Origin of the sequence: Variovorax sp. PAMC 28711 (assembly GCF_001577265.1) — a bacterium.
Taxonomy (GTDB): Bacteria; Pseudomonadota; Gammaproteobacteria; order Burkholderiales; family Burkholderiaceae_C; genus Variovorax.
The window spans coordinates 189,618-210,898 of record NZ_CP014517.1; the positions used below are offsets into that span (position 1 = coordinate 189,618).

23 protein-coding genes and 1 pseudogene are annotated in these 21,281 nt (G+C 64.5%); 11 read left to right on the top strand and 13 right to left on the bottom strand.

All coding sequences use genetic code 11. The annotated features are described in order from the left end of the window. Positions 1-7: 7 nt before the first annotated feature. Genes meaB through scpA form a run of 3 tightly spaced genes read right to left on the bottom strand, consistent with a single transcriptional unit; the run spans position 8 to position 3,717 of the window. Positions 8-1,027, bottom strand: a complete 1,020-nt coding sequence (meaB, locus tag AX767_RS01030; protein ID WP_068633229.1) for a methylmalonyl Co-A mutase-associated GTPase MeaB — start codon at positions 1,025-1,027, stop codon at positions 8-10. Positions 1,028-1,071: 44 nt separating this feature from the next. Beyond that, positions 1,072-1,542: a GNAT family N-acetyltransferase gene (locus AX767_RS01035; protein ID WP_068627961.1), complete on the bottom strand. Its 471-nt coding sequence runs from the start codon at positions 1,540-1,542 to the stop codon at positions 1,072-1,074. 12 nt (positions 1,543-1,554) lie between these two features. Further along, positions 1,555-3,717 carry a methylmalonyl-CoA mutase gene (gene scpA / locus AX767_RS01040; protein ID WP_068627962.1) on the bottom strand — a complete coding sequence of 721 codons (2,163 nt, stop codon included), beginning with the start codon at positions 3,715-3,717 and terminating at the stop codon, positions 1,555-1,557. 90 nt (positions 3,718-3,807) lie between these two features. Between scpA and AX767_RS01045 the strand changes: the two genes are divergently transcribed. Then, positions 3,808-4,455 (top strand): GntR family transcriptional regulator, encoded by a 648-nt coding sequence (locus AX767_RS01045; protein ID WP_068627963.1) that lies wholly within the window; start codon positions 3,808-3,810, stop codon positions 4,453-4,455. A 27-nt stretch (positions 4,456-4,482) separates the two neighbouring features. Here AX767_RS01045 and dusA read toward each other — a convergent pair whose 3' ends face one another. From dusA to AX767_RS01060, 3 genes are read right to left on the bottom strand one after another with little or no spacing between them, the layout of a single operon-like run. Then, positions 4,483-5,487 (bottom strand): tRNA dihydrouridine(20/20a) synthase DusA, encoded by a 1,005-nt coding sequence (gene dusA / locus AX767_RS01050; protein WP_068627964.1) that lies wholly within the window; start codon positions 5,485-5,487, stop codon positions 4,483-4,485. After that, positions 5,439-6,143: a hypothetical protein gene (locus AX767_RS01055; RefSeq protein WP_210392530.1), complete on the bottom strand. Its 705-nt coding sequence runs from the start codon at positions 6,141-6,143 to the stop codon at positions 5,439-5,441. The genes dusA and AX767_RS01055 overlap by 49 nt, the downstream gene beginning before the upstream one ends. Continuing rightward, on the bottom strand, positions 6,136-6,354 hold the full coding sequence (locus AX767_RS01060; RefSeq protein WP_068627966.1) for a hypothetical protein: 219 nt from the start codon (positions 6,352-6,354) through the stop codon (positions 6,136-6,138). Before AX767_RS01060 ends, AX767_RS01055 begins: the two co-directional genes overlap by 8 nt. Positions 6,355-6,622: 268 nt before the next feature. On the opposite strand from AX767_RS01060, the gene AX767_RS01065 reads away from it, so the two are divergent. Further along, positions 6,623-7,027: a hypothetical protein gene (locus tag AX767_RS01065; protein ID WP_068627967.1), complete on the top strand. Its 405-nt coding sequence runs from the start codon at positions 6,623-6,625 to the stop codon at positions 7,025-7,027. Positions 7,028-7,051: 24 nt separating this feature from the next. Here the strand turns inward: AX767_RS01065 and AX767_RS20825 are convergent. The 3 genes and pseudogenes from AX767_RS20825 to phbB form a co-directional block, all read right to left on the bottom strand. Next, positions 7,052-7,542: pseudogene (locus tag AX767_RS20825) on the bottom strand (NAD-binding protein); the annotation flags it as partial. Between the two features lie 138 nt (positions 7,543-7,680). Continuing rightward, positions 7,681-9,024, bottom strand: coding sequence for a dicarboxylate/amino acid:cation symporter (locus tag AX767_RS01075; RefSeq protein ID WP_068627969.1), 1,344 nt, complete (start codon positions 9,022-9,024; stop codon positions 7,681-7,683). A 126-nt stretch (positions 9,025-9,150) separates the two neighbouring features. Beyond that, positions 9,151-9,888, bottom strand: a complete 738-nt coding sequence (gene phbB, locus AX767_RS01080; RefSeq protein WP_068627970.1) for an acetoacetyl-CoA reductase — start codon at positions 9,886-9,888, stop codon at positions 9,151-9,153. A gap of 130 nt (positions 9,889-10,018) precedes the next feature. Here phbB and AX767_RS01085 point away from each other — a divergent pair, with 130 nt between their 5' ends. The 6 genes from AX767_RS01085 (at position 10,019) to AX767_RS01110 (ending at position 15,343) form a co-directional block, all read left to right on the top strand. Next, positions 10,019-11,056 carry an ABC transporter ATP-binding protein gene (locus AX767_RS01085; protein WP_068627971.1) on the top strand — a complete coding sequence of 346 codons (1,038 nt, stop codon included), beginning with the start codon at positions 10,019-10,021 and terminating at the stop codon, positions 11,054-11,056. Between the two features lie 28 nt (positions 11,057-11,084). Beyond that, positions 11,085-12,383, top strand: a complete 1,299-nt coding sequence (locus tag AX767_RS01090; RefSeq protein WP_068627972.1) for an ABC transporter substrate-binding protein — start codon at positions 11,085-11,087, stop codon at positions 12,381-12,383. A 9-nt stretch (positions 12,384-12,392) separates the two neighbouring features. Beyond that, positions 12,393-13,262, top strand: coding sequence for a carbohydrate ABC transporter permease (locus tag AX767_RS01095; RefSeq protein ID WP_068627973.1), 870 nt, complete (start codon positions 12,393-12,395; stop codon positions 13,260-13,262). After that, a complete protein-coding gene (locus tag AX767_RS01100; RefSeq protein WP_068627974.1) occupies positions 13,259-14,098 on the top strand; it encodes a carbohydrate ABC transporter permease in 840 nt (279 codons plus the stop codon). Before AX767_RS01095 ends, AX767_RS01100 begins: the two co-directional genes overlap by 4 nt. Beyond that, entirely contained in the window at positions 14,095-14,955 is an 861-nt protein-coding gene (locus AX767_RS01105) for an endonuclease/exonuclease/phosphatase family protein (RefSeq protein ID WP_068627975.1), read from the top strand. The genes AX767_RS01100 and AX767_RS01105 overlap by 4 nt, the downstream gene beginning before the upstream one ends. A 139-nt stretch (positions 14,956-15,094) precedes the next feature. Next, on the top strand, positions 15,095-15,343 hold the full coding sequence (locus tag AX767_RS01110; protein ID WP_068627976.1) for a CsbD family protein: 249 nt from the start codon (positions 15,095-15,097) through the stop codon (positions 15,341-15,343). A gap of 53 nt (positions 15,344-15,396) precedes the next feature. Here the strand turns inward: AX767_RS01110 and AX767_RS01115 are convergent, their stop codons facing one another. Next, a complete protein-coding gene (locus AX767_RS01115; protein ID WP_068627977.1) occupies positions 15,397-16,575 on the bottom strand; it encodes an acetyl-CoA C-acetyltransferase in 1,179 nt (392 codons plus the stop codon). A gap of 38 nt (positions 16,576-16,613) precedes the next feature. Continuing rightward, complete coding sequence (locus AX767_RS01120; RefSeq protein WP_237288516.1) at positions 16,614-18,233, bottom strand: PHA/PHB synthase family protein; 1,620 nt, start codon at positions 18,231-18,233, stop codon at positions 16,614-16,616. Positions 18,234-18,287: 54 nt separating this feature from the next. Here AX767_RS01120 and AX767_RS01125 point away from each other — a divergent pair, with 54 nt between their 5' ends. Beyond that, the gene (locus AX767_RS01125; protein ID WP_082755105.1) at positions 18,288-18,587 is read left to right on the top strand and encodes a hypothetical protein; all 300 of its coding nucleotides are present in this window, start codon (positions 18,288-18,290) and stop codon (positions 18,585-18,587) included. On the opposite strand, the gene pgeF is transcribed toward AX767_RS01125, so the two are convergent. Then, complete coding sequence (gene pgeF, locus AX767_RS01130) at positions 18,519-19,250, bottom strand: peptidoglycan editing factor PgeF (RefSeq protein ID WP_068627980.1); 732 nt, start codon at positions 19,248-19,250, stop codon at positions 18,519-18,521. The two genes, AX767_RS01125 and pgeF, sit on opposite strands and share 69 nt — an antisense overlap. Beyond that, positions 19,250-19,888 (bottom strand): maleylacetoacetate isomerase, encoded by a 639-nt coding sequence (gene maiA, locus AX767_RS01135; protein ID WP_068633230.1) that lies wholly within the window; start codon positions 19,886-19,888, stop codon positions 19,250-19,252. Before maiA ends, pgeF begins: the two co-directional genes overlap by 1 nt. 111 nt (positions 19,889-19,999) lie before the next feature. On the opposite strand from maiA, the gene AX767_RS01140 reads away from it, so the two are divergent. Further along, a complete protein-coding gene (locus AX767_RS01140) occupies positions 20,000-20,701 on the top strand; it encodes a fumarylacetoacetate hydrolase family protein (protein ID WP_068627981.1) in 702 nt (233 codons plus the stop codon). Positions 20,702-20,727: 26 nt separating this feature from the next. Then, on the top strand, positions 20,728-21,279 hold the full coding sequence (locus tag AX767_RS01145) for an NUDIX hydrolase (RefSeq protein ID WP_068627982.1): 552 nt from the start codon (positions 20,728-20,730) through the stop codon (positions 21,277-21,279). Positions 21,280-21,281: the final 2 nt, after the last annotated feature.

Consider the following 21,281-nt stretch of genomic DNA (forward strand, 5'->3'; position numbering starts at 1 on the left):
AATATTTCTAGATGGCGGCCTGCGCCGGCCCGGCCGACGCGGCGAGCAAATTGCGTGCGGCGGTCGATGCGGGCAACTTGCCCGCCGCCACCTGTCGCGTGAATTCCGGCAACAACTCGCGTACCTGCGGATGCTGCTTGAAAGCCTGTTTGAGACCCGCGTCGATGCGCTCCCACATCCACGAAAGCGCCTGCTTCTCGCGTCGCGTGTCGAGCTTGCCGTTGGCTGTCTGGAGCGCCCGGAACTCGCTGACCGATGCCCAGAACGTGTCGACGCCGGTGCCGAGCAGTGCGCTGAGCTGCATGACCCGCGGCAGCCAGAAGCGCACTTCGGCCTCGGGCGAGCCAGGCGTGGCATGCGCCGCGTGCATGGCCTGCGCGTGTGCCGGATTGCCGTGGTGACCGAAGAGCCGCATTGCAGACGTGATCTGCGCCTGCGCGCGTGTGGCCGCATCCTTGTCGATGTCGGCCTTGTTGATGACGACGAGGTCGGCCAGCTCCATCACGCCCTTCTTGATCGCTTGCAGGTCGTCGCCGGCGTTGGGCAGTTGCATGAGCACGAACATGTCGGTCATGCCCGCGACGGCCGTTTCGCTCTGGCCCACCCCCACGGTTTCGACGATGACGATGTCATAGCCCGCAGCCTCGCACACCAGCATGGCCTCGCGCGTCTTCTCCGCGACGCCGCCCAGCGTGCCCGACGACGGGCTCGGCCGGATGTACGCGCGCTCGTGCACCGACAGCCGCTCCATGCGCGTCTTGTCGCCGAGGATCGAGCCGCCCGACACGGTCGACGACGGGTCAATGGTGAGCACGGCGACGCGGTGCCCCAGGTCGATGAGGAACAGGCCCAGCGTTTCGATGAAGGTGGACTTGCCCACGCCCGGCACGCCGGAGATGCCCAGGCGAAACGAGTTTCCGGTGCGCGGCAGCAGCGCCGTGAGCAGTTCGTCGGCCTGCAACCGATGGTCGGGGCGCGTGGATTCGAGCAGCGTGATCGCCTTGGCGATGGCGCGGCGCTGCGGCATCGCGGCGTCGGCGATCAGCGCGGCTTCAAGTGCTGCCACCGCCGTCAAGCCATCGCCTCCTGAACGCGCCAACGGTAGTGCAAGTCAACACCCTCTTCGCCTTCGAGGACGAATCCGTGGCGTTGGTAGAAGCGGATGGCGTCGCTTTGCACGAGCGCGGTGAGCTTGATGTCGCGCGCCTGTTCGCGCGCATGCGCCATCGCCCATCGCAGCACCCAGTCGCCGATGCCCATGCTCTGGAAGCCGGTGCGCAAGTACAAATGGTCGAGCCGCAAGGCGTCGGCGCCTTCGGGCTTGAGCGTGACGAAACCAACGCGCTGGCCGCCGTCGAGCACGATGTGGTGCATGAAAGGAATCACGAAACCGGCGCTCAACCGCTCGCGCGAGCGGTGGGCATCGAAGCGACCCACGCGCTCCAGGCTCGGGCGCATCGCGTCGATGCGCAATGCCAGCATGGCTTCGAAATCGTTGTCCACCACCGGTTGGAACGCCAGCCGCGACGAAATATCCTCCACGTCGCGCTCCGCTCAGGCCGTTGCCAGCGAGGCGCGGATCTGCTCCAGCACGTCCTTCGCGCTCGCAGGGATCGGCGTGCCCGGGCCGTAGATGCCCTTGACGCCGGCCTCGTACAGCATTTCGTAGTCGCCGCGCGGAATCACGCCACCGACGAACACGATGATGTCGTCGGCGCCCTGCTTCTTGAGCTCCGCGATGATCGCGGGCACCAGCGTCTTGTGGCCAGCTGCGAGCGTGCTCACGCCGACGGCATGCACGTCGTTTTCGATGGCCTGGCGGGCGCACTCTTCGGGCGTCTGGAACAGCGGGCCCATGTCGACGTCGAAGCCCAGGTCGGCGAAGGCGGTGGCCACCACCTTGGCGCCGCGGTCGTGCCCGTCCTGGCCCAGCTTGGAGATCATCACGCGCGGACGGCGGCCCTGCTCTTCGGCGAAGGCCGCAATCTCGTGCTGCAGCGCCTCCCAGCCTTCGGCCGAGTCGTAGGCAGCGGCGTAGACGCCCGTGACCTTCTGCGTGTCGGCGCGGTGGCGGCCGTAGACCTTCTCCAGCGCGTCGCTGATTTCTCCGACCGTCGCGCGCAGGCGCACCGCGTCGATGCTGAGCGCAAGCAGGTTGCCTTCGCCGCTCTCGGCGGCAGCGGTCAGCGCGTCGAGCGCGGCCTGCGTCTTCGCGGTGTCGCGCTTCTCGCGGATGGCGTGCAGCTTGGCGATTTGCCCATCGCGCACCTTCACGTTGTCGATCGACAGGCTGTCGATCGCGTCCTCGGTCTTGAGCTTGTACTTGTTGACGCCGACGATCACGTCGCGGCCCGAGTCGATGCGCGCCTGCTTGTCGGCCGCGGCCGCCTCGATCTTGAGCTTGGCCCAGCCGCTGTCGACGGCCTTGGTCATGCCACCCATCGCCTCGACCTCTTCGATGATCGTCCACGCGGCATCGGCCATGTCCTGCGTGAGCTTCTCCATCATGTAGCTGCCGGCCCACGGGTCGATCACGCTGGTGATGTGCGTCTCTTCCTGGATGATGAGCTGCGTGTTGCGCGCAATGCGCGAACTGAACTCCGTCGGCAGCGCGATGGCTTCGTCGAGGGCGTTGGTGTGCAACGACTGCGTGCCGCCGAACACCGCGGCCATCGCCTCGATGGTGGTGCGCACCACGTTGTTGTAAGGGTCCTGCTCGGTCAGCGACCAGCCCGAGGTCTGGCAATGCGTGCGCAGCATCAGGCTCTTCGCGTTCTTCGGCTCGAAGTCCTTCATGATCCGGCACCACAGGAGGCGCGCCGCGCGCATCTTGGCGACCTCGAGATAGAAGTTCATGCCGATGGCCCAGAAGAAGGAGAGGCGCCCGGCGAACACGTCGACGTCGAGGCCCTTGGCCAGCGCGGTCTTCACGTACTCCTTGCCGTCGGCCAGCGTGAAGGCCAGCTCCAGCGCCTGGTTGGCGCCGGCTTCCTGCATGTGATAGCCGCTGATGCTGATCGAGTTGAACTTGGGCATCTTGTGCGCCGTGTACTCGATGATGTCGCCGATGATCCGCATGCTCGGCGCGGGCGGGAAGATGTAGGTGTTGCGGACCATGAACTCCTTGAGGATGTCGTTCTGGATGGTTCCGCTCAACTGGTCCTGCGCCACGCCCTGCTCTTCGCCCGCCACGATGTAGCCCGCCAGCACCGGCAGCACCGCGCCGTTCATCGTCATCGACACAGAGACCTTGTCGAGCGGGATCTGGTCGAACAGGATCTTCATGTCCTCGACCGAATCGATCGCCACGCCGGCCTTGCCGACGTCGCCGGTCACGCGCGGGTGGTCGCTGTCGTAGCCGCGGTGCGTGGCCAGGTCGAAGGCGACCGACACGCCTTGTCCGCCGGCCGCCAACGCCTTGCGATAGAAGGCGTTCGACTCTTCCGCCGTCGAGAAGCCCGCGTACTGGCGGATGGTCCATGGCCGCACCGCGTACATGGTGGCCTGCGGGCCGCGCAAATACGGCTCGAAGCCCGGCAGCGTGTCGGTGTACTTGAGGCCCTGAAGATCGGCCGCGGTGTACAGCGGCTTGACCGTGATGCCGTCGGGCGTGCGCCAGTTCAGTGCGCTCACATCGCCACCGGGCGCCGACTTGGCGGCGGCCAGTGTCCAGGCAGCGAGGTCGGCGGGCTTGAAGATCGGTTCAGGTGTACTCATGGCGAGGCGTCGGCGTCCGTGCAGGTTTTGGCAAGTCTAACCGTCCGTAATTATTAATTCAATCGAGATTTCTGAAGTACAGTCGCGCTCATGTCCGCCTTCACCCTGACACCGCGCGCCCTTTACGAAGAGGTGGCCGAAGGGCTGCGTCAGCGCATTTTCCAGCGTGAACTCGAGCCGGGCAGCTGGATCGACGAGATGAAGCTGGCCGAGGAATACGGCATCAGTCGCACGCCCCTGCGCGAGGCGCTGAAGGTGCTCGCCGCCGAGGGCCTGGTGACGATGAAAGTGAGGCGCGGTGCCTACGTGACCGAGGTGTCGGAGCAGGACTTGACAGATGTCTATCACCTCCTCAGCTTGCTCGAAAGCGATGCGGCCGGTGTGGTCGCCGAGCGCGCGACCGAGGCCCAGTTGAACGATCTTCGCCGGTTGCACGACGAACTCGAAGCGACCGCCTGTCCGGGCCACGTCGACCGCGAACTTTTCTTCGCGATCAACGAGCGCTTTCACATGCGCCTGCTCGCCATCGCCGACAACCGTTGGCGCGACCAGGTGGTGGCCGATCTGCGCAAAGTGATGAAGCTCAACCGGCACAACTCGCTGCTGAAGTCGGGCCGCCTCGTCGAATCGCTGGCCGAACACCGGGCGCTGATGGCCGCCATCGAGTCGCGGGAACCACAGGCCGCGGCGGCGCGCATGCGCGAACACTTTGCCAGCGGGCTCGAAGCGGCTACCTGAGCGACCTTCAGCACGGCGACGCGTGACTCAGGCCGCGAGCGCCACCGGCTCGTGCGCCAGCGCCATCACCGCGTGCGGCGGCATGTCCTTGAGTTTGTGGTCGCTCCACACCTGCCGCCAGCGGCGCGCACCGGGCAGGCCATTGCGCAGGCCGAGCATGTGGCGCGCGATATTCGATAACGGCGTGCCGTGTTCAGCCGCCTCGCGCAACATGTAATCGCACATCTGCGCCTCAATGCCTTCGCGGGTGATGTCGCGAGGCGTGATGCCGAAGAAGTCGGCGTCCCAGCCAGCCAGCCACCAGGGGTTGTGATACGCCTCGCGGCCGACCATGACACCGTCGAGCAGGCGCAGCTGCTCGTGCACCTGGCCGGGCTCGGCGAAGCCGCCGTTGATCGAAAAGCGCAGCGCCGGAAAGTCGTGCTTGAGTTGGTGCACCAGCGCATAGCGCAGCGGCGGCACTTCGCGGTTCTGCTTGGGCGACAGGCCTTTGAGCCAGGCGTTGCGCGCATGAACGATGAATGTCTTGCAGCCCGCCTCGGCCACCGTACCGACGAAATCGCGCACGAACTCGTAGTTTTCCGTCTTGTCGATGCCGATGCGGTGCTTGATGGTGACCGGCACGCTCACCACGTCCAGCATCGCTTTCACGCCGTCGGCGACCAGCTGCGGCTCGGCCATCAGGCAAGCCCCGAAGGCGCCACGCTGCACACGCTCACTCGGGCAGCCGCAATTGATGTTGATCTCGTCGTAGCCCCATTGCTCGCCGAGCTTCGCGCACTGGGCGAGATCGGCCGGCTCGCTGCCGCCAAGTTGCAGGGCGATCGGGTGCTCTTCGGCGTTGAAGCGCAAGTGGCGCGGCACGTCCCCATGAATGAGGGCGCCGGTCGTCACCATCTCGGTGTAGAGCAGCGCGTGGCGTGTCAGCAGCCGATGGAAGTAGCGGCAGTGCCGATCGGTCCAATCCATCATCGGCGCGACGCTCACGCGGTCTGGCGAAAAACGACTGGCGATGGGATCGGGCGTGGACATGGGACGAAAACGGTTGGCCGGGCGCGGCCCGGCAAAGCCTTCGATTGTCTCTCAGGGGTTGCCGATTTGCCCGAACGAGGTGCGCAGTCCGCGTAGTCGGTGGGGCCGCTGCTTTCCGGCGGATTGCCGGTGGCCGACAGCCATGCCGAGATGCTCGGCAAGCGCTTTTCGAAATGCGCGTGAAGCTCGCGCCACTTGCGGCCTTCGGCATGCAATGCCGTGATCTCCAGCGCTTCGACCGCGATCGCACGCAGGCTGCCGACCATCGCGAGCGAGCGGCCGTCGAGCAATTGCAAGGTCACCTCGCGGCCCTGCGCCAGAATTTCTTCGAGGATGCGGCGATGCACGGTGTAGTCGGCCCACGCCTGTTTGCTGCACGCATCGCTCAGTTCGCGAAACACCCAATGCATGTTGGAAGCGAACATCGCTGCCACCTGTGCGGCCTGACGGGCGTTCTGCTGGGCAAAACGTTCCTGCGCCCGCAACGCCCAACCGATGGCTGCCAGCACGCCGAACGCCTGCACCCAGGCGGCCCATTCGCCTTGCGTCGTCGGGCGATGAAACCAGAAGATGACGCCCGCAACGATCAGCACGACGGCCAGTGCCATTTGAGTTCTACGCATGTCTTCCCTCCAGGAACGCGCCGATTCAAGCACGCGGACCTTCTCTTCCAAACGATTTTCGAATCATCGCGAGGCCCGCGACCCAGGCGTCACCGTAATTCGAATACGGCTTGACCGCGGCTTCCACCGGCAAATAGGGCAGCGCGTCTTCCATCATGGAGTCCGTCGCTTCCAGCAACACCCAATAGAACTCGCCCTCTTCGAGTTCCTGGACGGTCAACGCGATATTTCGCAGTTTCGGCATTGGAGGGGGGTCAGAAAGGGTGAAGAGAGAAAAATTGAATTGGAACTGCGCCGATCCTATGGATCTGCCCCCTGAACGCAAAAGCACAAATTCACGTTTTGCTACAAATGTGACAACTAGTAATAAGACCGATGGGGGCAACCAGTGCGATGGGTGCAATTCGTCCGATTTGCCTTGCTGCCGCAGGTCTTGCCTCCTACATCGCGCGCTGTCCGGGGTCCCTAACCTTTGCAAGGTATTCCGACGGATTGACAAGGAGACCCTACCCATGAAGCCATTCGCAATCGATTCAAAAATGCGCGCAATGATCGGCGGCGCGTTTTATCCCACGGGCCATTCGATGGTGCTGTTTCCCGACGCGGAACATGCCCGCAAGGTCGGCCAGGACGTGATGTCGGATGGCGTGAGCGGTGATGCGATTTATCTGATCCCGCCTGAAGTCATCCTCTCGCAGATCACGCCGACCGTCGCGGATGCCGACAATCCGCTGCCATCCGCCGGCAGTGAGGGCGCGACGGTTCGCGCCTACACCAAGCTCGCGCGCGAAGGACACACCGCCCTGCTGGTGAAGACCGACGACGAGGCGGCGGCCGAGCTGCTCATGAAGCGGGTCCGGCAGGTGCCGTATTCGATGGCCCAGCGCTATCGCGCGCTGGTCATCGAAGACCTTTAAGCCCGAAGCGAGAACGTCAGCCGATCAGCCCGCCAGCGCGCGACGCACGGTTCCGCTGGCTATTGCTTGCGCCAGTGCGTTCTCGCCGAGGAATACCGTGGCGCCCTCTTCCTGCGTGAGGAGTCTCGCCCGTGCTTCGTTGTGGCTGCGGATCAAGGTCGCGATCGCCGGGTTGAGCGTGCAACGTGTCCGGCGTGACGATCACGCGAGCCCGTGCGACGTGGGCCTGGACGAGCACGGCCGGATCGGCGGCGTCACCCCGTACAGGCGCCACGCCGCTCGCACGCAGTTTCCCGACGACTTCGCGACTTGGCCCAGCGACCACGAGGGGGATGTCGTGCGCAGCCAGCGCGACGGCAATGCGCCGTCCGACGCGGCCATGGCCGCCGGAGCGACGCGCCAAGTCCCGCCAGGATGAAAGAGAACTCGCCGATCTGCGCCAGGCTCGCGCTCACCGTGAGCGCGGCGCCCAGCGGATAGCGCAGCACCGGCACCAGCGCGCACGCGGCGAGCGAGCCGGCAGCCTCAGACGCACGGCGAGGAAGCCGAACAGCAGGGCGAGCCCGAGCCCTGCGGCGACTGTGTTGATCAGGGAAACGCTATGGGGCATGCGTCCCATGTTGCCGGAAAAATGTCCGGCGGCTCCAAGCAGGTCACTTCGCCATGTGGCTGTCTTTGGCGTTGATCAACACCTCGGGCGCCTGCGCTTCGACCCACGTCTCGCCGTTGAGCCCGGCCTGCAGCCGGTCCATGTCGAGCTCGTTGGTCCACTTGGCGACGACCAGCGTCGCGACGCCGTTGCCGACCAGATTGGTCAGCGCACGTGCTTCCGACATGAAGCGGTCGATGCCCAGGATGAGCGCCAGTCCGGCCACCGGCACATGCCCCACCGCCGACAGCGTCGCCGCCAGCACGATGAAGCCGCTGCCGGTGATACCTGCCGCGCCCTTGGACGTCAGCAGCAGCACCGCGAGGAGCGTGATTTCCTGCATCAGCGTCATCGGCGTGTTCGTGGCCTGCGCAATGAACACCGCTGCCATCGTGAGATAGATAGATGTACCGTCGAGGTTGAACGAGTACCCGGTGGGAATCACCAGGCCGACCGTGGTCTTGGCGGCACCAAGGTTTTCCATCTTTTCCATCATGCGCGGGAGCACCGATTCGGACGACGAAGTACCCAGCACGATCAGGAGTTCTTCCTTGATGTACTTGATGAACTTCCAGATGCTGAACCCGTGGAACCTCGCGATCAGCCCGAGCACCACGAAGATGAACAGGAGGCAGGTCATGTAGAAAGTGCCCATGAGCTTGCCCAGCGAGAACAGGCTGCCCACGCCGTATTTGCCGATCGTGAACGCCATCGCACCGAAGGCGCCGATGGGCGCCAGCTTCATGATGTAGCCGACGATCGTGAAGAGCACGTGCGAACCCTTTTCGATCACATCGAACACCAGCGTGCCGCGGCCACCGAACTTGTGCAGCGCGAAGCCGAACATCACCGCGATCAGCAGCACCTGCAGCACTTCGCCCTTGGCGAACGCGTCGACCACGGTCGTCGGGATCACGTTGAGCAGGAAATCGACCGTGCCAGTCATCTTGCCAGGGCCGGTATAGGCGGCGATCGCCTTGGTGTCGAGCGTGGCCGCGTCGATGTTCATGCCGGCGCCGGGCTTGATCACGTTGACCAGCACCAGCCCCACGACCAGCGCAATGGAACTGACGACTTCAAAATAGAGCAGCGCCAGACCGCCGGTCTTGCCGACCTTCTTCATGTCTTCCATGCCGGCGATGCCAATCACCACCGTGCAGAAGATGATCGGCGCGATGATCATCTTGATCAGCTTGATGAAGCCGTCGCCCAGCGGCTTCATGCTTTCGCCGACCGCCGGGTAGAAGTGCCCGAGCAGCACGCCGATGATCACGGCGGTGATCACCTGCACATAGAGCGATCGGTAGAGAGGGAGCTTTTTAGCGGATGTAGTCGTTATGGTTGCCATGTTGCCTCCGGAAAGAGTGGGGGAATGTAAGCGCCTTGCGGGCCCAATGCCATGCGTAGAACCCACATCCGTTGAAAACGAAAAACCCGCCGAAGCGGGTGGTGAAGTCAGGTCGTTGTGGCCATCTCAGTGCATGTGGAGGCCACCGTTCACCGAGAAATCGGCGCCGGTGGAATAGCCCCCTTCGTCAGTGGCGAGCCACGAGATGATCGAGGCGATCTCGCTCGGCTTGCCCAGACGCTTGACCGGGATGGTCGCGATGATCTTGTCCAGCACTTCCTGGCGGATGGCATTCACCATGTCGGTGCCGATGTAGCCCGGGCTCACGGTATTGACAGTGACGCCCTTGTTGGCCATTTCCTGGGCGAGCGCCATCGTAAAGCCGTGCATGCCGGCCTTCGCCGCCGAATAATTGGTCTGGCCGGCCTGGCCCTTGGCGCCGTTCACCGAGCTGATGTTCACGATACGGCCCCAGCCCTTTTCGACCATGTCGCCGACGACCTGCTTGGTCACGTTGAACATGCTGTTGAGGTTGGTTTCGATGACCGCGCTCCAGTCTTCGGGCGTCATCTTGATGAACATGCGGTCGCGCGTGATGCCGGCGTTGTTCACGAGCACATCGATGCTGCCGTGCTCGGCCTTGGCCTTGGAGAACGCGTCCACCGTCGAATTCCAGTCGCCGACATTGCCGACCGAGGCGAAGAACTCGTACCCCTCGGCTTTTTGTTCAGCCAGCCACTTGGCGTGGTCGCGTGTCGGTCCGCAGCCGGCGATCACGGTGAATCCGTCCTTGTGAAGGCGTTGGCAGATGGCGGTTCCGATGCCACCCATGCCCCCGGTGACGTATGCGACTTTCTTGCTCATGTTTTTTCCTTGATTCGAACAGCCTGAACTGGCGCAATCACTGTAGCGAAAATTTGGTGCTTCACCGGGTGAGGAAAACACTGAGCCCGGGTTGCAACCAGCTGTCACAAGCCTTTCCTATACTCGATCAATGTCTTCGATCGAGCTCAACGGGATCGCAAAATCCTGGGGCACCAGCACCGCCCTTCACGCCATCGACCTGCGCATTGCCGCCGGTTCGTTCTGTGTTCTTCTCGGTCCGTCGGGCTGCGGCAAGTCAACCACCTTGCGCATCGTCGCGGGCCTGGAAGCGGCGACAGCCGGGCGGGTCCTGATCGACGGGCGCGATGTGACGAACCTTCCGCCGGCCCAGCGCGGCATCGCCATGGTGTTCCAGAACTACGCACTGTTCCCGCACCTCAGCGTGGCCGACAACATCACCTTCGGCCTTTCCGTGCGCAAGACGCCTGCCGCAGAAGCGGCGACCCGCTTGAAAGACACGGCCGCGCTGCTCGGCCTGAGCGCCCTTCTTGACCGTCGACCCGGCCAACTCTCGGGCGGCCAGCAGCAACGCGTGGCACTGGGACGCGCGCTCGTGGCGCAGGCAAGGGTCTGCCTGATGGACGAGCCGCTTTCCAACCTCGATGCGCAACTGCGCCAAGAAATGCGGCGCGAACTGCGCGAACTTCAGCAAAAGCTCGGCCTCACAGTGGTTTATGTGACGCACGACCAGACCGAGGCGATGAGCATGGCCGACCAGGTCGTGCTGTTGAACCAGGGTCGCGTCGAGCAATCCGGTCCGCCGCGTGAGCTCTACGCCAAGCCGGCGACCACCTTTGCCGCGCGCTTCATCGGCACCCCGCCGATGAACCTCATCGCCCTCGAGGCCGGCCGCATCACGGGAAGCGACGTCGCCGTCGGTCTGACGGCCGCGACGCTGGGCGTGCGACCTGAGGCCATTTCGCTCGCACCGAGCGCCGACAACCCGCAAAGCGCCGGCGTGCCGGCCCGCGTCGCGAGCGCGGAATACCTGGGCGCCGATCTGGTGCTCCGCTGCGAGGTCGGCAGCCAGACGATGCTGGTGCGCACCGAAGGCCAGCACCACGCCGAGGTGGGCGACACCGTTCGCCTGCACTGGGCCCCGCAAGACAGCCACGGCTTCACGACCGACGGGCAACGCATTCTCTGACCGCTTTTTTTTCAACAGGACGAATCCCATGAAGAGACAGACTTTTCTGCGCGCGATCGCGCGCCACTCCGTCGCCGGCCTTCTCGCATTCACCGGCGTCAACGCCATGGCGCAAACGCCGGTGGAAGTGCCCTTCTATTACCCCGTCGCGGTCGGCGGCCCGATCGCCAAGACGATCGACGGCTTCGCAGAAGGCTTCATGAAGGAGAACCCCGGCATCAAACTCACGCCCATCTACGCCGGCACGTATCAGGAGACCATCGTGAAGGCGCTGACCGCCCACAAGTCGGGCACGCCGCCAGTCACGTCGGTGCTGCTGTCGACCGACATGTTCACGCTGATCGACGAGGACGCGATCGTGTCCTTTGACACGTTCGCCAAGACCGCCGACGACAAAGCCTGGATGGGCAGTTTCTACAAGGCTTTCATGGCCAACAGCCAGACCGGCGGCAAGACCTGGGGCATCCCGTTCCAGCGCTCGACGGTCGTCATGTACTGGAACAAGGAAGCCTTCAAGGAAGCCGGCCTCGATCCGAACAAGCCGCCGACAAACTGGGCCGAGCTGAAGGAAGCCGCGACCAAACTCACCAAGAAAGACGCAAGCGGCAAGGTCACGCAATGGGGCGTGCAGATTCCCTCCAGCGGTTTCCCGTACTGGCTCTTCCAGACGCTGACCACGCCGAACGACGCCATCCTCGCGAACGATACCGGTACGCAGGTGAAATTCGACGACCCGAAGGTCGTCGAGGCGCTTCAGACCTGGGTCGATCTCGGAAAGGCCGGTATTCACCCGCCGGGCGTGGTCGAGTGGGGCACGACGCCCAAGGATTTCTTCGAAAAGAAGGCCGCGATCATCTACACGACCACCGGCAACCTGACCAACATCAAGGCGAACGCCAAGTTCGATTTCGGCGTCGGCATGATCCCCGGCAACAAGCGCAAGGGCTCGCCCACGGGCGGCGGCAACTTCTACATCTTCAAGAAATCCACACCTGCGCAGCAGGAAGCGGCCTTCAAGTTCATCAAGTGGGTGACGCAGCCCGAGCGTGCCGCGCAGTGGAGCATGGACACCGGCTACGTCGCCGTCTCGCAAGCCGCCTACGACACGCCGACGCTCAAGAAGTACGGCGCCGACTTCCCGGCCGCACTCGTGGCGCGCGACCAGTTGCCCGTGTCGGTGGCGGAGTTCTCCACGCACGAAAACCAACGCGTGACCAAGGCGCTCAACGACGGCCTGCAGGCTGCGCTGACCGGCACCAAGCCGGCGGGTCAGGCCATGCAGGACGCGCAGAAGGAAGCGGACCGCATCCTGCGTTCGTACAAGTGACGCGGTGACATGAAACAGCGCTCGGTTCATGCGTGGTTGATGCTGCTGCCGGCGCTCGCGCTGCTGGTGGCGTTCACGCATTGGCCGGCGGTCTCGACGCTGGTCGACAGCTTCTACTCAACGCCCAAGGGCGCGCGGCCCGGCGTGTGGGTCGGCCTCGAGAACTACGATGTGATGGCGTCCGACCCGGTGTTCTGGAAGGCGGTGCGCAACAACCTGTGGTTCGCGGGCGCGACGATTCCCTGCTCGATCGGCCTCGCGCTCGTGATGGCGCTGTGGGTCAACGAGCGCATCGCCGGCCGTGCGTTCTTGCGCATGGCGTATTTCACGCCGACCGTCTTGCCGATGATTGCGGTGGCCAACATCTGGCTCTTCTTCTACACGCCGCAGTACGGGTTGCTGGAGCAAATCACCGGCGCGCTCGGGCTGCCTTCGCACAACTGGCTCGGCAGTCCGTCGACGGCGCTCGGCGCGGTCACCGTCGTGGCGATCTGGAAGGAAGCTGGCTTCTTCATGATCTTCTATCTGGCCGCGCTGCAGACGCTCAACCCGAGCCTGCGTGAAGCGGCCGCCATCGAAGGTGCGTCGCGCTGGTATTTCTTCCGGCGCGTGCAGTGGCCGCTCCTGATGCCGACCACGCTCTTCGTGCTGGTCAATGCGTTCATCAACGCCTTCCGCATGGTCGACCATCTCTTCGTGCTCACGCGCGGCGGGCCGGACAACGCGTCGACGCTGCTGCTCTATCACTTGTACGAAGTCGGCTTCAGCTTCTGGGACACGGCGTACGCGTCGGCGATCACGGTGGTGCTGGTCGTGGTGCTGGCGGGCATCGCGCTCTTCCAGTTCTTCGTGCTCGACCGGAAGGTGCATTACAAATGAGCATCGCCGTGCCTTCGCAGCGCCTGGCCTACAACGAGCCAGGCTGGCTCGACACCCTCGCAGCGTGGCTGCTCGCGCTGCTGTGGATCCTGCCGCTGGTGTATGCGGTGTGGACCGCTTTCCATCCGTCGGAGTATTCGACGCGCTTCGATCTCTTCGCGCCGCTCACGCTCGACAACTTCCGCCGCGCCTGGGGAGCAGCGCCCTTCGCGCGCTACTTTCTCAACACCACCCTGCTGGTGGCAATGATCCTCGTCGTGCAACTGGTACTGGGCACGCTCGCGGCCTATGCGTTCGCACGCTACGAGTTTCGCGGCAAGAACATCGCGTTCGCGCTCGTGCTGGTGCAGCTGATGATCATGCCGGACATCCTCGTGGTGGAGAACTACAAGACGATGGCACGCCTCGGCCTCATCGACACGTTGCTCGCGATCGGCCTGCCCTACTTCGCCTCCGCGTTCGCGATCTTTCTGCTGCGCCAGACCTTCATGGGCATTCCCAAGGAGCTGGACGACGCGGCACGGGTGGAAGGCGCCAGCGCGATGCAGACGCTGTGGCGCGTCTACGTACCGCTCGCCAAGCCGGTTTACACGGCCTTCGCGCTGGTGTCGGTCAGCTTCCACTGGAACAACTTCCTGTGGCCGCTGATCGTCACCAACAGCGTCAATTCGCGGCCGCTCACGGTCGGACTGCAGGTGTTCTCGTCCGTCGATCAGGGCGTCGACTGGTCGATCATCACGGCGGCCACGCTGATGACCTCGGCCCCCTTGCTCATCGCGTTTCTGTTGTTCCAGCGGCAGTTCGTGCAGAGCTTCATGCGCGCCGGCATCAAATGAAACTCGTGACGTGGAACACCCAGTGGTGCCGCGGGCTCGACGGCATCGTGAGCGTGCAGCGCATCGTCGACGGCGCGCGTGCCATGGCCGATTTCGATGTGCTGTGCGTGCAGGAAATCGCCCAGGGCTACGCCGGAATGCCGGGTGCGCCGGGCGACCAGCCCGCGGAACTGCAGGCGTTGCTGCCAGGATTCCAGCTCTTCTTCGGCGCGGCCGTGGACGAATTCGACGCGCAGGGGACACGCCAGCGCTTTGGCAATCTGATCGCGACACGTCTGCCCGTGCTGCAGGTTCAACACCATGCGTTGCCCTGCCCGGCCGACGCGGGCGTGCGCAGCATGCCGCGCATGTGCACGGTAGTGACGGTGCGCGACCCGCTGATTGGCCCCTTGCGCGTGATGACCACGCACCTCGAGTACTACAGCAAGGTGCAGCGAATGGCGCAGGCGCGCGCATTGCGGCAGTTGCACATCGAAGCCTGCGGCCACGCTGCAGAGCCGCCTCTTTACGACACCAGCCGATCGCCCTTCCAGAACAAGGTGCACACGCCGCACGCCATCCTCTGTGGCGACTTCAACCTCGGCGCAGAGGAACCCGAATACGCGGTGATGCAGGCGCCGTTCGGGCTGGACACCGGCACGCCGACCCGTTGCTTGCAGGATGCCTGGCCTTTGGCCAACCGCGTAGCGCCACATGCGCCGACCTTCCGCCTGTTCGACCGCACTTATGGGCCCGAGCCGGTGGCGTGCGATTTCGCGTTTGTCAGCGACGGGCTGGCACCCAGGGTTGAACGTGTGGACGTCGACCTGGCGACGCAGGCGTCCGACCATCAGCCGGTGCTGCTGGTGCTCGGTTAGCCGCCGATACGCCGGCAGCCGACGCTGGCAAGGTCGAATGCACTACACGGGCTGGTGCAATTGAAGGCAGTGCGGCCCCGCCACATCGACCTACGATTTGGTCACTCGCAAATCTCGCGATGCAACCCAAGGAAAAACCATGTTCGAAAAAGCAGAAGGCACCCTGCAAAACATCGCAGGCCGAGTCCAGGAAGCCGTCGGCAGCGCGACGGGCGACGCGTCCACAGAGGCTGAAGGCAAGACCCGGCAAGCTGCCGGCAAGGTCCAGCAAGCCTATGGCGACGTGCTGAACCAGGTTCGCGAATCGGCCGTGACCCACCCCGTCGGCACGCTCGCTATGGCGGCCGGCGCCGGCTTCATCCTCGGCGCACTCTGGGCGAGACGTTAACCAACGGCTGTGGATGGGCACCGCGCCGCTTGCCGGCCCGCACGCCCTCCCCCTCAGCGTTCGACGGTCAGCGCGACGCCCATGCCGCCGCCGATGCACAGCGAGGCAATGCCCTTCTTTGCGTTCTGGCGCTGCATTTCGTGCAGCAGCGTCACCAGGATGCGGCAGCCCGACGCGCCGATCGGATGGCCGATGGCGATGGCGCCGCCATTCACGTTGACCTTGTTGACGTCCCAGCCCATTTCGCGGTTCACGGCGCAGGCTTGCGCGGCGAAAGCTTCGTTGATCTCAAGAACGTCGAGATCCTGCGGCTTCCAGCCGGCGCGTTCCAGCGCCTTTTTCGAAGCGCCGACAGGGCCCATGCCCATGATCGCGGGGTCGAGGCCGACGGTCGCGTAGCTCGCAATGCGGCCGAGCGGCTTCAGGCCGAGCGCAGCGGCTTTCTTCGCGGTCATCACCATGACGGCGGCCGCGCCGTCGTTCAGGCCCGACGCGTTGCCGGCGGTCACGCCACCGGCCTTGTCGAAGGCAGGGCGCAAACCGGCCAGCACTTCCGCGGTGGTCTTGCGATTGATGAACTCGTCCTGGTCGAAGACAACGGGGTCGCCCTTCTTCTGCGGAATGCTCACACCGACGATCTCGTCCTTGAACTTGCCGGCATCCTGTGCGGCGGCGGCTTTGGTCTGGCTGCCCAAGGCCAGTTCGTCCTGCGCCGCGCGGTCGATGTTGAACTGCTTGGCCACGTTCTCTGCCGTGATGCCCATGTGGTACTGGTTGTAGACGTCCCAGAGACCGTCGACGATCATGGTGTCGACCATTTTCCAGTCGCCCATGCGCTGGCCGTTGCGCGAGTTCGGCAGGATGTGCGGCGATGCGCTCATGTTCTCCTGCCCGCCAGCAATCACGATGTCGCTGTCGCCGGTGGCGACGGCCTGCGCCGCCAGCATCACGGCCTTCAGGCCCGAGCCGCACACGGCATTGATGGTGAGCGCCGGCGTCGACTTGTCGATGCCGCTTTTCAGCAACGCCTGGCGCGCCGGGTTCTGGCCCGCGCCGGCTGCGAGCACCTGGCCCATGATGACCTCGCCGATCTGCTCGGGCGTGAGCCTGGCGCGCGCGATCACTTCCCTGATCACGATCGCGCCCAACTCCGTGGCGGCGATGCCCGCGAGCGATCCGCCGAACTTGCCGACCGCCGTGCGTGCGGCCGAAACGATGACGATGTCTTCCATGCTTTTCTCTCCGTTGATGTGACTGAATGGTGTGGGAATCAGGCTTTTGCCTTGGCCTTCACGTAGCGGCCGGGGGCGGGCTCCGTGGCCTTGTAGGCCGAGCCCTTGCCATAAGTCTTGGGTGCGGGGATCTGCTTGCCGCCGTGGCCCTTCAGCCACTTCGACCAGTCGGTCCACCAGCTGCCCGGATGCTCCTGGGCACCGGCCAGCCATTCGGGCTGCGTCGTCGGCAGCTTGCCGTCTTCGCGAATCCAGTGGCTGCGCTTGTTCTTGGCGGGCGGGTTGATCACGCCGGCGATGTGGCCCGACGCGCCCATCACGAAACGCTTCTTGCCCTTGAGCAGTTGCGTCGATGCGTAGGCGCCGCCGATCGGCACGATGTGGTCTTCGCGCGAGCCATAGATGTACACGGGGGCGTCGATCGCGCCGAGGTCGATTGGCGCGCCGCACACCGTGAGCGCGCCCGGTACCTTGAGCTTGTTCTCGTGGTACGTGTTGCGCAGATACCAGGTGTAGAAAGGGCCCGGAAGATTGGTCGCGTCACTGTTCCAGTAGAGCAGGTCGAACGGGGGTGGCGTCTCGCCCTTGAGGTAGTTGCCGACGACGTAGTTCCACACCAGGTCGTTCGGCCGCAGGAAACTGAAGGTCGACGCCAGGTCGCTGCCGGGCAGCAAGCCGCCGTCGCCCATCTGCATCTCGCGGAACTTGACCATCGTCTCGTCGATGAAGATGTCGAGGATGCCGGTGTCGTCGAAGTCGAGCAGCGTGGTGAGCAGCGTGACCGACGCAGCCGGCTTCTCGCCGCGAGCCGCCAGCACCGCCAGCGCGGTGCTCAGGATCGTGCCGCCGACGCAGAAACCGAGGGCATTGATCTGCTTGCTGCCGCTGATGGCCTGCACGGTGTGGATCGCCTGGATGGCGGCATCTTCGATGTACTGGTCCCAGGTGCAGTCGCGCAGCGACTCGTCGGGATTGCGCCAGCTCACCACGAACACCCGGTGCCCCTGCTCGTTGGCGTAGCGGATCAGCGAGTTTTCGGGCTGCAGGTCGAGGATGTAGAACTTGTTGATGCACGGTGGCACCAGCAGGAACGGGCGCTCGTACACCTTGGCGGTGAGCGGCTTGTATTCGAGCAACTGGAACAGCTCGTTCTCGAACACCACCGCGCCTTCGGTGGTCGCTACGTTGCGGCCGACTTCGAAGGCGCTCTCGTCCGTCATGCTCACATGGCCCTGCTTCATGTCGTGCAGCAGGTTGTGGATGCCCTTGGCGATGCTCTCGCCCTGGGTGTCGATTGCACGCTTCTGCGCCTCGGCATTGAACGCGAGCGAGTTGCTTGGCGATGCGGCCGCCATCCACTGCTCGACAGCGAAGCGCAGGCGCGACTTGGTCTTGGGATCGGCCTCGATCGCTTCGACCATGTTCAGCATCGTCCGGCCGTTCAGCAGGTACACGGCGGCGGTGAACGACGACACCGGATTGCTGCCCCAAGCCTCGCCGGCAAAGCGTTTGTCGGTGACGGGTTTGATGCTCAGGCCCTGACGCCAGAGGTCGCCCGCTTCGGCCAGGTAGTCCTGTTGCAGCTGCTGCAGTTTGTCTTGCGAAAAACTGAACGGGGGCGCATCCAGCGGGGCACCCCCTGTGGCTTCTTGTGTCATGGTGTTTCCTGCTGCCTCGCCTTGTCCGGATGGCTTTTCAGTATGCTGTATTTCATGCTGATCCATCTCGTTGTCATTGCCTGGGGTTACGTCGTCGTGATGATGGCGGTGGCGGAGGCCACCAGCACCACCGGAACGGTGCTGGGAGCGATCTTCACATTTCTTCTTTACGGTTTGCTGCCGATCGCATTGGTGGTTTACCTGATGCTGGCGCCCGCTCGGGGCCGCGCCAACAAGGCGCGCGAACTCGCCGCGCAAGAGGCCGCGCGGCGCGGCGCTGCGGCGTCACCCCTTCCAGACGAGGGCGGCGAAGCGGCCGGTGACGCCGTCGCGCCGGTACGAGAAAAACTGTGACGAGTTGTTGAAGGTGCACCAGGGCTCGCTGCCGTCGTTGCCGTAGACCGCGTCAACGCCCATGGCGAGCAGCCGTTGCCGCGCGAGTGCGGGCAGGTCGGCCATCCATTTCCCCGGCGACGCCGAGGGTGCAAAGCATTGCGCTGCGGCGGGCGACTGCGCCTCGAACGCGGCCTTCACCTCGGCGCCGACCTCGAACGCCTTCGGACCGATGCACGGGCCGAGCCACGCCATCGTCGGAAGACCGCTGCCGAAATGGCCGAACGCCTGCTCCAGTGCGCCGCTTGCCAACCCGCGCCAGCCGGCATGCACCGCCGCCACCCGATCGCCCGCGGCATCGGTGAAGAGCACCGGCAAACAATCGGCGACCATGATCGTGCAGGCCACGCCGGTCGCCGTGGTGGTGCAGCCATCGGCCACCGTGCCGTCGGGCGTCTGCGCATCGAGCACCGCCACGTCGGTCGAATGCACCTGCTGCAAGAACACCGGCCGGACTGCTGCGGTGCCCGCCAGCCGCGCGCGGTTGGCGGCCACGTCCTGCACCTGGTCGCCGACATGGTCTCCGAGGTTGAGGCTGTCATAGCGCCCGGTCGACACGCCGCCGCTGCGCGTGGTGCACAGCGCCCGCACATGGGCGGGCGCGGGCCAGTCGGGCGTGAGCATCACGGTTCCGCGTCGGGGCAATGCGATGGTTGCGCGCGCTGGAAGGCGTCGAGTTCCATGCAGGCGTGGTACGCCGCCATGGTGCGCGGCAGCCCGCCGAGATCGCACTCGAAACGCTGCGCGTTGAAGATCTGCGGCACCAGGCAGCAATCGGCCAGCGTTGGCGTGTTGCCCCAGCAATAGATGCCTGCTGGATGCTGCAACAGCTGGCGCTCGAAAGCCTCCAGTCCCTCGCGCACCCAATGGCGGTACCAGGCGTTTTTGGCGGCCTCGTCGAGCTTGAGTTCGCGCACCAGGTACTTCAAGACGCGCAGGTTGTTGACCGGATGGATCTCGCAGGCAATGGACTGCGCCAGGGCCCGCACATGGGCGCGACCGACCGGGTCGCGCGGCAGCAGCGGCGGTTCGGGCCGGGTCTCGTCGAGGTACTCGATGATCGCCAGCGATTGCGAGAAACGCTGGTCATCGTCTTCGAGCAACGGCACCAGTTGGTCGGCGGAAATCGCGGCGTAGGAACCAGCGAGATGCTCGCCGCGCGCAATGTGGACCGACAGGTAATCGAAGTCCAGACCCTTGAGATTGAGCGCGATGCGCACGCGGTAGGAGGCGGACGACCGGAAGTAGTTGTGCAGCTTCATCATCCGGCAAGCATAGCGGCGCCGGCGACGGCTGCGACCCTCTGGCACACTGCCGTTTTCCCCTTTTCCCTCTTCCCGATCCATCATCTGGTTCAAAAAGGACACGACGTCATGGCCTCCGAGTTTGTTGTCACGCCGCCCACCGCGGTTTCCATTCCTGTCGCCGGGCAACGCGCCCGCTTCCCGGTGCGCCGCGTCTACTGCGTCGGTCGCAACTACGAAGATCACGCCAAGGAGATGGGCTTCACCGGTCGCGAGCCGCCTTTCTTCTTCCTGAAGCCGGCCGATGCACTGGTGGTCGTTGGCGAGGGCGAGACCGGCACCATGCCCTACCCGACGCTGACGAAAAACCTGCACCACGAAATCGAGCTCGTGGCCTGCATCGGCACCGGCGGCAAGAACATCCAGGCCGCCGACGCGATGAAGCACATCTACGGCTACGCGGTCGGTCTCGACATGACGCGTCGCGACCTGCAGGGCGAAATGAAAAAGCAGGGCCGGCCCTGGGAAATTGGCAAGGCTTTCGACCAGAGCGCGCCCATCGGGCCGATCGTTCCGGCCGCCGCTGCGGGCGACATCGTCAACGCCGACATTTCGCTCACCGTGAACGGAACCGACCGCCAGCACAGCAACCTCGCCAAGCTGATCTGGAACATGGCCGAAACCATCGAGCAGATGTCGACCGCCTGGGAGCTGCAACCCGGCGACCTGATTTTCACCGGCACGCCCGAAGGCGTGGCCGCCGTGGTGCAGGGCGACACGCTGGTCGGCACTGTGGCCGGCTTGCCGACCCTCACCGTCAAGATCGTCTAGTCGCAACCTCGCGAGCGCCATCCGCCATGCCCTTTCGCGTCCCGATCAAGCACTGCAAAAACTGCGGCACCGCGGTGGTCTACCGCATTCCGGACGACGGCGACACCAAGGACCGTGCCGTCTGTCCGAACTGCAACACCATCCACTACGAAAACCCGCTCAACGTGGTCGGCACTATTCCGGTTCTGGGCGATCGCGTGCTGCTGTGCAAGCGCAACATCGAACCCCGCTGGGGCAAATGGACCCTGCCTGCCGGCTTCATGGAGCTGAACGAATCGGCATCGCAAGGCGCCGCGCGCGAAACCGACGAAGAGGCGGGCGCGCATTTCGAGATGCAGGGCCTGTTCGCGGTGATGAGCGTGGTGCGTGTCGGGCAGGTGCATCTGTTCTACCGCGCCAAGCTGCTCGACGAGGTGTTCGACCCCGGCCACGAAACCATCGAAGCGAAGCTGTTTCTCGAAGAAGAAATCCCGTGGGACGAGATCGCCTTCCGGACGGTTCGGGAGGCACTCGAGCGTTTCTTCGCCGACCGCAAACGCGGCAGCTTCGACACCGTCCACACCCTCGACATCGAATGAGA